The 8,644-nt window shown below is 70.4% G+C and carries 6 protein-coding genes and 2 pseudogenes; 3 read left to right on the top strand and 5 right to left on the bottom strand.

Translation table 11 applies throughout. From position 1 onward, the window contains the following. Positions 1 to 437, bottom strand: a 437-nt coding sequence (locus EFK10_RS49110; RefSeq protein ID WP_206305829.1) for a hypothetical protein, incomplete at its 3' end; no start/stop codon positions are given. A gap of 1,127 nt (positions 438 to 1,564) precedes the next feature. Between EFK10_RS49110 and EFK10_RS43785 the strand changes: the two genes are divergently transcribed. From EFK10_RS43785 to EFK10_RS43775, 3 genes are all read left to right on the top strand, one after another. Continuing rightward, a complete protein-coding gene (locus EFK10_RS43785; protein WP_407647257.1) occupies positions 1,565 to 1,735 on the top strand; it encodes a hypothetical protein in 171 nt (56 codons plus the stop codon). Positions 1,736 to 1,930: 195 nt separating this feature from the next. Further along, on the top strand, positions 1,931 to 2,113 hold the full coding sequence (locus EFK10_RS43780; RefSeq protein ID WP_127361203.1) for a hypothetical protein: 183 nt from the start codon (positions 1,931 to 1,933) through the stop codon (positions 2,111 to 2,113). Positions 2,114 to 2,132: 19 nt separating this feature from the next. Further along, on the top strand, positions 2,133 to 4,802 hold the full coding sequence (locus EFK10_RS43775; RefSeq protein ID WP_127361202.1) for a cation-translocating P-type ATPase: 2,670 nt from the start codon (positions 2,133 to 2,135) through the stop codon (positions 4,800 to 4,802). Here the strand turns inward: EFK10_RS43775 and ppk2 are convergent. The 4 genes and pseudogenes from ppk2 to EFK10_RS51590 all read right to left on the bottom strand — a co-directional run. After that, the gene (gene ppk2 / locus EFK10_RS43770) at positions 4,709 to 5,572 is read right to left on the bottom strand and encodes a polyphosphate kinase 2 (RefSeq protein ID WP_127361201.1); all 864 of its coding nucleotides are present in this window, start codon (positions 5,570 to 5,572) and stop codon (positions 4,709 to 4,711) included. The two genes, EFK10_RS43775 and ppk2, sit on opposite strands and share 94 nt — an antisense overlap. Positions 5,573 to 5,769: 197 nt before the next feature. Further along, positions 5,770 to 6,096: an acyltransferase family protein gene (locus tag EFK10_RS43765; protein WP_127361200.1), complete on the bottom strand. Its 327-nt coding sequence runs from the start codon at positions 6,094 to 6,096 to the stop codon at positions 5,770 to 5,772. 1,047 nt (positions 6,097 to 7,143) lie between these two features. Continuing rightward, positions 7,144 to 8,284 (bottom strand): annotated as a pseudogene (locus tag EFK10_RS43760) (integrase). Positions 8,285 to 8,506: 222 nt separating this feature from the next. Beyond that, positions 8,507 to 8,644, bottom strand: a pseudogene (locus EFK10_RS51590) (Ni/Fe hydrogenase subunit alpha); the annotation flags it as partial.

The raw sequence follows: 8,644 nt of genomic DNA, 5'->3' as shown, positions 1-8,644 counted from the left end.
TCACCCGGTGCGGAGTACGCAACATGCAGCGACCACGACCTGGCGTTCCGGTCCCAGCACAACCTGATCTCACCCCAGGACGCCGCAGACACCGGCCTTCCGTCGCGCGAGGTGACCTGCGGCATCGGCAGAACAATCCGGCCCCGGCCCCGGCCCGGCGACAGGGCCAGCCGGCCCTCGGGCGTGACCCGCCAGCCGAACGTCGCGGTGAACGACAACGGGCGGTACTTCTTCTCCCGCCACGGGGCCCTGGCCCTCAAACCCTGCGCACGGTTCGCCCGGGACGTCGCGACAGCGTCCCACAGGTCGTACGCCACCGCCTGCGCGGTGTGCGCGTGAAACGGCCTCACCTCGGACGGCAAAGACGTCACGAACCGGCGGACGTCCTCCTTGCCTGGACGCTCACCGGCCGTCCACTGGCCGCGCAGCCAGATCACCGTCTGGTTCCACAAGCCGGCCGCGGCGTGGCACGCCTCATGCGCCCGCGCGTGGTCCGTGCGACTGAGCCAGACCGGCACCACCGCCGTCCGCCCGACCAGGCCCGCATCCTTACGGGCCCGCAACGACGCCAGACGCGCAGCAACAGCCGGCGGAACAACCCGAGCCTCAGCCCGAACGACGCTCTCGACGCCCTCCGACACTGCCACGCACCCCCTCACCCATCCCGCCCCGACAATCCAAGAAAAGCTACAACCCGCAACCGACAACACCCACCCCACAGGCCAGAGTGACTGCACGTCAGCGCATTATGGGAAGACTACGACCCCCCACTGACAAGCCGACACCGCAACGGGAACCGGCCAGACAACGAAGCGACCTCCGCCGCTACGCGGCTCCGCGCCGAGGATGCGCCAACCCGGGCGTTCACGCCCGGGCTTGCGCTCAAGAATTCCGGTCAACGGCGCTGACGCGGAAGACACACCGCGCACCGCGCGAGCGAGTCCGGGATCTCCGGACAGGTCCTTGGTTCCGAATCTGCCGCCTCGGAGTGGATGAGGACGATCCTCAACCGTTCGGCGAGCCGGGCGCCTTCGACGTGACGGTCCCTCCCGTGCCTACCGGACCGGCGTCGCCGGGGCCAGGTGGGCCTAACGGCCCTAGTGGTCATGGTCATGGAGGTCGACGCAGTCGCCCCATAGTGATGAACGCTGACGAAGAGCGACAGCGCCATGAAGCCGACCGCCATCATGATCGGGCGGACCAGTTCACGATTCGCCCCTTCCCAATGCCAGTCCACCGCGAACACGGAGATCGCACCGAGGCCAATCGACGTAACCCCGCCCACTCCCAGCAAGCCCCACATCGTCCAGGCGGCCCTACGCCCCCGTGGTAGCCATCGGCTCTTTTCCGGCGTCGTCAGCCGGGGGCATTTCCCCTCACCGGTCGCCTGATGTTCCGCCTTATGGGCTGCCGGTACGGCGACTATCGCGACTGGGCTGCCATCGACGCCTTTACCGACGGGATCGCACGAGCCCTGACCGGGACGTGACGGGACCGACGGGCCCTTTCGGACGGTCCCGTACGGCCCTCCCGGCAGCAGCCCAGCGGCGGCCACGCTGACTGTATGTCCGCAGTGACCGCACCACGGAAAGCCTCGCCGGAGACTCTGTTCGACCTGGTCATGGGCCTCAAACCGGTGGGTGCTACGCGTCGCCGCGTACGCAGCCCTTATGACGGACGTCCATCCGCCTTCCGGCTGGACATGGGCGGCAGCGAACCGGATGTGCTGCCGTGATCACCGCGCTGATCGCCGCGTTCCTGGTCGCGCACAGGCTGCTGCACCTGGGCATGTGGGCGCCACACGCCCAGCACGACAGGCCGGAGCCCTCCGCCCCCTGCCACTCCTGGGCACTCACGGCGGTCGACGTCGCCGACTACCCGGCCGCGACGTTGTTCCAAGGCGCTCGCCTCCGCCACGGCGGTCCTCTATGTGATCGCGGGCGTGGGCATGGCGGCGGGCACCGGCTGGTGGTCCACTGCAGCCCTCGTGGCCGCCGCCTGCGGACTGGTCCTGAAGGCGATCTGGTTCCACCCGTGGCTGACCGTCGGGGCGCTGCCCGACGCCGCGGTCGTCCTCTCCGTGTCCCAGTCATGGCCCGCTTCGCTGTACTGACCCGACCCCGGAGGCGGCCATGACCCGCACGTCCGTCGACGCTCCACGCCTCACACGCCCACGCGGACTGACCGACGACGATGCCGCACGGCGGCTGACGGAGTACGGCCCGAATGAGGTGGGTCGGCAGCGCCGGATCCCCCTGCGGTCGCGAGTCGCCGCCCAGCTGCGCGATCCCCTGATCATGGTTCTGCTGGCCGCCGTCGCACTGACCGTGGCCACCGGCGATCACCCCGACGCAGTCGTGATCGCCCTGGTGATCGTGGTGAACACAACCGTCGGGGTGATCCAGGAGGTACGAGCCGACAACGCAGTCGCCGCGCTGTCCGCGATGACCGCACCGACTGCCCGCGTCTTGCGCGGCGGCGCCGAGCGGGAGGTACCGTCGGCCGCCGTGGTGCCGGGCGATGTGCTGCTGTTGGGCGAGGGCGACATCGTCCCCGGGGACGCGGTACTGGTGCAGGCGTCCGCGCTGCTCGTCGACGAGCAGGCTTTGACCGGCGAGTCGGTACCGGTGGCCAAGGACCCGGGCGCCGCCGACCCGGATGCCACGCGGGTCCAGGCAGGCACCGTTGTCGTACGCGGCCGGGCGGTCGCCACCGTCACCGCCACCGGGGCGCACAGCGCGCTCGGCCGGATCGCGGCCCTGCTGCACCCCCGCACGCCCCGCACGGAACTCACGCCGATGCAACGCCGACTGGCCGGCCTTGGCCGGGTGCTGGCCCTGGTCACAGTGGCTCTGTGCCTGGTCGTGTTCGGGCTCGGGTTGGTGCGTGGCCAGTCTCTGGAGATCATGGCCGTGACGGCGATCAGCCTGGTCGTGGCCGCCGTCCCGGAGTCGCTGCCCGCTGTCGTCACTCTCGGCTTGGCGCTCGGCGCGCGACGGATGGCCGCCCGCCACGCCGTCATACGAAGGCTGCCCGCGGTGGAGACCCTCGGCTCGGTCACCATGCTGGCCACCGACAAGACCGGCACCCTCACCGAGGGCCGGATGGTCGTCGAGCGGGTGTGGACCGCCGCGGGCACGGCCACGTTCACCGGCAAGGGGTACGAGCCCGTCGGCGAGGTCCTCGCGGACCCGCCCGCCGACCCTGCAATACGGGCCCTGCTCACCGCGGCGACGCTGTGCAACGACGCCTCGCTGCGCCCACCCGGAGGTGGTGGGGACGGCGACGACCGCTGGACCGCGCTCGGCGATCCCACCGAGGCCGCGCTGCTCGCCGCCGCCGCGAAGGCGGGGTGCGACCGAGAGGAGCTGCTGAGCAGCCGTCCCCGGGTCGGCGAGGCACCGTTCGACAGCCTCCGCAAGCGCATGACCACTTGGCACCGTAAGTTCTCCGGGCAGATCGAGGTCTGCCTCAAGGGCGCGCCGGAAGCAGTGCTGGACGGCGCACTCCTGGCCGAGAGCCCGGAGACGCTGGAGCGTGCCCGGCGGGAGGCCGAGCGGCTGTCCGCCGAGGGCTTCCGGGTCCTGGCCGTGGCAGCGGCCGTCCGCGACGACCTGCCCGCCGGGTACGAGGACGCGGAGACCGGGCTGCGGCTGCTGGGCCTCGCGGCGCTCAGCGACCCGCCCAAGGAAGCCGCCGCCGTCACCGTCGCGGCCTGCCGCCGGGCCGGCATCACCCCGGTGCTGGTCACCGAGGACCACCCGGCCACCGCCCGCGCCGTCGCCGCCCGCGTCGGCATCCTCGGCCCCAAAGGTGATGGCGCGGTGGTCAGCGGCCGGGAACTGGCCGCCGGGCATGTGCCGGACCTCACCCGGGTCCGGGTGTTCGCCCGAACCACCCCGCAGCAGAAGCTGGACATCGTGCAGGCATGGCGGGCCCGGGGTGCGGTCACCGCCATGACCGGCGACGGCGTCAACGACGGCCCGGCGCTGCGACAGGCAGACATCGGTGTGGCAATGGGCCGCAGGGGAACCGAGGTCGCCCGGCAGGCCGCCGACCTGGTGCTCGCCGACGACGAACTGTCCACCGTGATCTCTGCGGTGGAAGAAGGCCGCCGGGTGTACGACAACATCCGCCGCTTCCTGCTCTACGCCCTCGCCGGCGGCGTGGCGGAGATCCTTGTCATGCTGCTCGGCCCGCTGCTCGGCCTCGCCCTGCCCCTGTTGGCCGGCCAGATCCTCTGGATCAACCTGCTCACACACGGCCTCACCGGCGTCGCCATGGGCGCCGAACCGGTCTCCCCGAACGCCATGCGCCGCCCGCCGCGACCGCCGCACCAGCACGTGCTCGGCGACGGACTGTGGCAGCGAGTGCTGCGCCTGGCAACGCTGGTCACCGCCGCGAGCCTCGGAGCAGGGCTCTGGATCCGGCACTCCGGAGGGCAGTGGCAGACCACTCTGTTCCTCGCTCTGCTGGCCGCTCAGCTCGGGGTCGTACTCGGACTGCGCGAGCGGCTGTTCACCCGGGAGAACCCGTTCCTGCCCGCCGCGGTGCTGGCTTCGGTGGGCCTGGGTGCCGCGGCGCTGTACCTGCCCTTCCTGCACACCGTGCTGATGACCTCGCCGCCGTCCTGGCCAGGCCTCACCGCCGCCCTCACCGCTGGTCTGGCCGGCTTCTGCGCCGCCCACGCCGAAAGCCGAGGCTGGACTCAGCCGACCCGCGGGACAGTCTCCGGCCACCTGCCCACGGTGGCGGCATGGTCGGGGACGTACGTCTGGAAGTCGCGTGGTGGACGCTCGTAGCCGGTGGACGGCGGGCGCGGGGGCAGGTCGAGCGGCGGCCTTTGGACCTCGTAGTACGGGACGGTGGTGAGCAGGTGGGCGATCATGTTGATCCGGGCGCTGCGCTTGTCGTCGCTCTCCACGACGTACCAGGGCGCCTCAGGGATGTCGGTGTGCACGAACATCTCGTCCTTGGCACGTGAGTACGCCTCCCACCGGGTGACGGACTCCAGGTCCATGGGAGAGAGCTTCCACCGTCGCGTCGGGTCCTCCAGACGGGCGCGGAAACGCTGCTCCTGTACGGCGTCGCTGACCGAGAACCAGTACTTGCGCAGGAGGATCCCGTCCTCGACCAGCAGCCGTTCGAAGATTGGGCACTGGTGGAGGAAGCGTGCGTGCTCCTCCTTGGTGCAGAAGCCCATGACGTGCTCGACGCCGGCGCGGTTGTACCAGCTGCGGTCGAACAGGACGATCTCCCCGGCAGCGGGCAGCTGCTCGACGTACCGCTGGAAGTACCAGTGCGTACGTTCACGCTCGGTCGGGGCGGGCAGCGCGGCGATCCGGGCGACACGTGGGTTGAGGTGCTCCGTGACGCGCTTGATGGTGCTGCCCTTGCCCGCCGCGTCGCGACCCTCGAAGACGACGACCAGTCGAGCGCCCTCGGCCCGCACCCATTCCTGGAGTTTGACGAGCTCCACCTGGAGGCGGAGGAGTTCGCTCTCGTAGGCGCGGCGTGGCAGCCGCTCCGATTGCGCGCCGCCGTCCTTCGTGCGCTTCTTGCCGGCTGCCATGGCCGCCTCCCTCGCGGAGCGGGACGCCTCAATGTCCACGCTACGGCCTGCTCGCGCCGCGCGCCGCCCGACCCAGTGACGGGGTCCGACTGGCCCATGCGCCCAGCCAGCCCCCGGGCCAGGCTTGAAGTACAGGGAATTCGAACGGGGGCGCATTGCCGCCCCGCGGTGAGAGGAGGCCGTCATGACGCGCCCAGTCACGGTTGGGCTGGACGGTTCCCGGGCGAGTTCTCAGACGGAGCAGCCGCCGTTCCGGGCCGCCGCGCGCGGGACACCGACCAGCGTTTCATCACCAGACGTTCGACAAGCACTTGAAGCATCCAGGTCAGCAGCATGCTGATGGCGAGCAACAGTGCCATGACACCCACCGCACCGGGCGCGGCGAACTGGCGCTGCTCCCCGATCAGCCGGTGTCCGTAGATCAGGACAGGCCACTGGACCAGGTAGAAGGCGAAGGACACCTCGCCGAGCCATTGCGCCCATTGCAGGGAACGGGGTCGCAGGAACGTCCTACGCTGCTGCACGTCCAGAGCGGCGGTGGCCGGAATGACAAGTACACCTCAAGAACGGCGCCGGTCAAAAAGGAGCCGGCTGCCTCGCGGTCGGTGAAGGCGACGGACTCGGCGACGACGCGGAGTCGCGGCTGCACACCAGCGCATCCGGATCCCACGACGGCACCTGCAAGCTGTACCTGTTCGGACAGTTCGGCCCAGTCGGCCCGCGGGGGCCTGTCTCGCCCTGGATTCCCTGCGGCCCCTGCGCGCCCTCCCGGCCGTCTGCGCCGTCCCTGCCCTCCCGACCGTCCGTACCGTCCCTGCCCTCCCGGCCGTCTGCGCCGTCTGCGCCGTCCCTGCCTTCCCGGCCGTCTGCGCCGTCTGCGCCGTCCCTGCCTTCCCGGCCGTCTGCGCCGTCCCTGCCCTCCGTACCGGCCTTACCCTCCCTGCCGTCTGCGCCGTCCCTGCCCTCCCGGCCGTCCTTACCCTCCCTGGCGTCCGTACCGTTCCTTCCTTCCTTGCCCTTGCCCGTACTGCCCGTACCGTCCCGTCTGGGCGCGCTGTCCGAACCTGTTGCTCCCTGCCTGCCGTCCTCGCCTGGCACCCCGGACGACCCGGGGATGGGTACCGGCATGGCCGTAGGGTCCGGCGGGTTCGACACCGCCCAGATGATGACGACGACCCAGACGAGGGCGAGCAGGACACAGGCGAGGAGCGCGCTCCGCTGGTGGCGGGCGGGAACTCGCGCGCGGGTCATGGCTAGCCTCCGAGTTGAATGACGAGGGCGCGGAGCCGTGCGATCTCCGATGGGTCTGCGGACCGGTACGAGGACAGTTTAGCGATCTTGATGTCGCGTTGCGTGACGATATTGCTCTGTCAGTGGCGAACTCTTGGCGCATCGGGCGTCGGCGCCGCCCACCAGCGCAACCGTCCGCCCTGGGCGGCTGCTCGGCACCGGTGGCCTCCGGGGTCGAGAGGGCACGCCGCTGTCGGTAGCGCACCCCGCGCGGATTTCGTAGGTCTGGCACCCCGGCCAGCCGGACGAGTAGCTGCGGGTGCCGATTCTTACCGCGTAGGTCAAGCGGCATGTGCGTACTCGTGGAGGGTGCCGCCGAGTCGATTACGTCGATGGACGTTCAGCAGGTCGAGTCGGTCGGGACCGGTGATCGGTTCGGGAACTGGCTGCAGGGCGCCTCGCTGCGCAGGGCGCGGTGAGGCCTGTGCTCGTTGTAGGACGACTCGAACTCGGCGAGCGCGTGGAGCAGGTGGGCCTGGTTCCAGATCAAGGTGCGGTCGAGGAGTTCGTGTCGGCAGGTCTGCACCCGCCCCCAGCCTTCGGCCGGGAGGTGCCCCCTGTTTCGTGATCGAGTTCATGCGGGAACGCGTATGCCGGTGGTGACGACCTCGATGCCTTCGGCCTCGAAGACAGCATCGAATGCTCGGGTTTACTTGCTGTCGCGGTCCCTGATCAGGTGTCGGACGGTGGCCCCGGCGCCCTGGAGATCCATGACGAGGTTCCGGGCGATCTGGGTGGCCCATTCCGCGGTGAGGTGGGCGGTCGCGCCAAGGATGCGGATGCGGCGGTTGGCGTGCTCGATGACGGCGAAGACGTACAACGTCGCGCCGTTCAGGGTGGTGGCGGTGAAGAAGTCGCAGGCCAGGATCGTGTGGGCCTGGCCGCGCAGCAAGGCGGCCCAGGTGGGGCGGTCGCGTTCGGGCGCGGGCTCGATCCCGTGCGCCCGGAGGATCTCCCACACCGTGGAGGGTGCGAGCTTGATGCCGAGGGCAGCGAGTTTCGCCGTGGATCCTTCTGGTCCCCCGGAGTTCTCCCGTGCCAGGCGCAGGACGAGAGCCTGGATGCTGCTGGGGGCACCTCCCGGCCGAAGGCTGGGGGAGGGTAGGTGGTCGCCCGGACCGCTTGCGACAGGAGGCGTCGGCGTGGCGACAGCGCATGAGGTCGCGGTGCCACCTCAGGATCGTGTCCGGGGAGACGATCAGGTGCAGCTGCCGCAGTCTGGGCCTGGGGAGCCGGCGGAGGCGCGCCAAGGAAGGCGCGGTCCGCCCTGGTGACGCGTGGCCTGGCGATCTGCCGCTGCAGGACGGCCAGTTGGTGGCGCAGCGTCAATATCTCGATGTCCTTGTCCGCGTCGCTGATCGGCAGCAGCCGTATGAGGGCGAACACACTCGACACGGCGAGGTAGGGCAGTCGCAGCAGCACGATCGATCAGCCTAATGGGACCAGCCGGGTCGGAGAGACTCGGTGCCGTAGCCGCCAGCAGGTGAGCACTTTCGCAGCCGGAAGCAGTCGAGTTCTGGTGTCAGACCGTGCCCCTGCTGGTCGGCCGGGAGGCCAGACCGCTGATGGGGTGGCGTGCCCGCCGGGCAGTGGGGCGTGAGCACTGGATCCATTAGGCCGCGCGCCGCCTTCCGCGGGCTGCAGGATGGCGCTGTCGCGGCCGAGGAAGTCCGGGGCGTGCAGTAGATAGATGTGCAGGGTCTGGCTCTCGATCCACTCCCCGCAGTACAACAGCCGTCGCAGCTCGGCGAGTTGGCCGTCCACGGTGATCCCGCAGGCGTC

The organism is Streptomyces soli (genome assembly GCF_003999195.1).
In the GTDB taxonomy this organism is placed as follows: domain Bacteria; phylum Actinomycetota; class Actinomycetes; order Streptomycetales; family Streptomycetaceae; genus Actinacidiphila; species Actinacidiphila soli.
This window is presented reverse-complemented; position numbering and strand designations above follow the sequence as displayed.

Bases quoted from the DNA above. Each gene is read 5' to 3' on its own strand.
- EFK10_RS43775 (WP_127361202.1), top strand. From the start codon at position 2,133: ATGACCCGCACGTCCGTCGACGCTCCACGCCTCACACGCCCACGCGGA.
- ppk2 (WP_127361201.1), bottom strand. From the start codon at position 5,572: ATGGCAGCCGGCAAGAAGCGCACGAAGGACGGCGGCGCGCAATCGGAG.
- EFK10_RS43785 (WP_407647257.1), top strand. From the start codon at position 1,565: ATGTCCGCAGTGACCGCACCACGGAAAGCCTCGCCGGAGACTCTGTTC.